Origin of the sequence: uncultured Microbulbifer sp. (assembly GCF_947489355.1) — a bacterium.
Lineage (GTDB): Bacteria > Pseudomonadota > Gammaproteobacteria > Pseudomonadales > Cellvibrionaceae > Microbulbifer.
Genome location: NZ_CANLDD010000139.1, coordinates 1 through 1,876 on the forward strand (window position 1 = coordinate 1; position 1,876 = coordinate 1,876).

General features: G+C 49.8%; 2 protein-coding genes. Both read right to left on the reverse strand.

The window, feature by feature from the left end:
• Nucleotides 1-203 precede the first annotated feature (203 nt).
• Complete coding sequence (locus Q1A48_RS21105) at nt 204-497, reverse strand: helix-turn-helix domain-containing protein (protein ID WP_299948806.1); 294 nt, start codon at nt 495-497, stop codon at nt 204-206.
• A gap of 382 nt (nt 498-879) precedes the next feature.
• Entirely contained in the window at nt 880-1,332 is a 453-nt protein-coding gene (locus Q1A48_RS21110; RefSeq protein ID WP_299948808.1) for a hypothetical protein, read from the reverse strand.
• Nucleotides 1,333-1,876 lie beyond the last annotated feature (544 nt).

Genomic DNA, 1,876 nt, shown 5'->3' on the forward strand with positions numbered 1-1,876 from the left:
TTGGCGACATTGGCGATAGAGCAGTGCATGGCGGCGGCGGTTTCAGCATTGCTAAGGCCGCGAGCGCGGTGTGTCAGGGCTTCTGCCTGGCGGGGGGCCAGTTTCCTGTACTTAGGGGTTGAGCTGGTGGCGTGCATAACCGTTCTCTGTGAGCTGATTAGAACAGGTTATGCAAAAAGACTAAGCGTGTAAAGTCTAAAAGATTAACACTTGTTGATTTTTGTGCTAACAATTGCGCCAATTTCGTTAAGCAGGTCCCCCAACTCCTCATCGCTGAGGGGATTGGGGGTGGAATTGCGACCAAGGAGGAAGTTGGTATCCAGCTCCAGTAAATGGCATAAGGCGTCCAACTGCTCAAAAGATAGGCCGCGCTTTTTCCCGGCATATAGGCGGGCGACGAAATCACGGGATACCCCCAAGTGGGTCGCAATGTCGTTTTGGGTGAGGTTGAGTGCTTTAGCGCGGTTTCTTACTCGGATACCGATGGATTTTGGCAAATGGTGCAATTCGGATAGTTTGTAGTGTTTTTAATACAAAGTTTTTCGAATTGTAGTGCTTTTGCTATCTGCAACGATACAAAAACCTGATAAGTTGCTACTTATTGATCAAGAATTTGCTTGCTTCAATAAAATTAAAAAAGGAAAAAACTAAATCTGCTGTTAGTTTTGGGATTTTATTCCATCTTATATGCAAGATAGAGGGAGTGCAGGATGCAGTTGATCGCGATCCAGTCGGGTGAAGATGTGCGGGATGCAAAGGTTTTGGCTGCTCTAAGGAGGGGGCTTTCCACGATGGGCTCGTGCTGTGCAGCTTGTAGTAGGCTATTAGAGTGCCGGGAGGCCGGCATATATCGAACTTGTCAGAATTTTGAACCCCAAGTTAGGAGTCTCGAGGCAGTAGAAGTCTGAGTGCGAAACTTGGATCAACTAGGGCGGTACCGCCGGTTGACTCTGTGTACGCATATACGGCTGCTGCTGTTTTAGCCAAAAGCTCCATACGCTCTTCCTCGCTGAGATTAAGCGATAAAAGCTTCATTTCTTTTTGACTTCTGATGAGGGCGTCAACTAGCAAATCGATGTTGACATCCCCTGGAGCGCCTGCAGCCTCTGTTTGTCCGTGGCCATGATAGGCGTCCAACCATCCATGGTGATAGCCGCCCGCATCCTCGATCCTGCGAGCCAGAGAATCGCCAATATTCCGGCGAGGGCTTTTGCCAATCACTTGCGACACGCCAGAGTCGGGCAACTCAAGTGCGCGCGCGAGTGCAGCTTGCCCCCCCAACTTCTTGGCAATGCGGCGGGCGTTCTCCCTCCTAATTGTCTTTATGTCCATGCGGCCCTTGGCTGTGTACACGTGTCAATCTCGATTCTATCTGTGTTGTAACTCTGGACAGGCAGGTGATTTTGTAACTTTGGCACAGTTTGGCTCCAGTTACATTTAGCATATACTTGTAAAACTTAGCCAAAGCGACATAGTATGTGTGTCATGGACATACAGAAACGCAAACAGATAAGTCGTGCAGCTTCTCGTCTAGCCACCCACGTACGGGATGACTGGTATCGCAAGCGTGAGGACCTCGCCCGCTTATGCGCAGAGGTTGGAGAGCCCTGCACGGCAGCGTACCTACACCAAGTGGCAAGTGGTCGCCGAAAAGCCAGACCAGGACTCGCCAAGGCGATTGTTGACATTAGTGGTGGTGTATTAACAGAGCAAGATGGCGCTGATTACTGCTATCACCCCTGAAGCTGCCACCAATAGCAGTATGGAGGCAGGGCAAGAACTGGTTAATCAATAGCCAGCCATGGTCATTCATACAGGAGAAAAGGATGGACAAGCAAAGCATACACAGTGAGGTCGCGGAATTCCTCAAATCGGA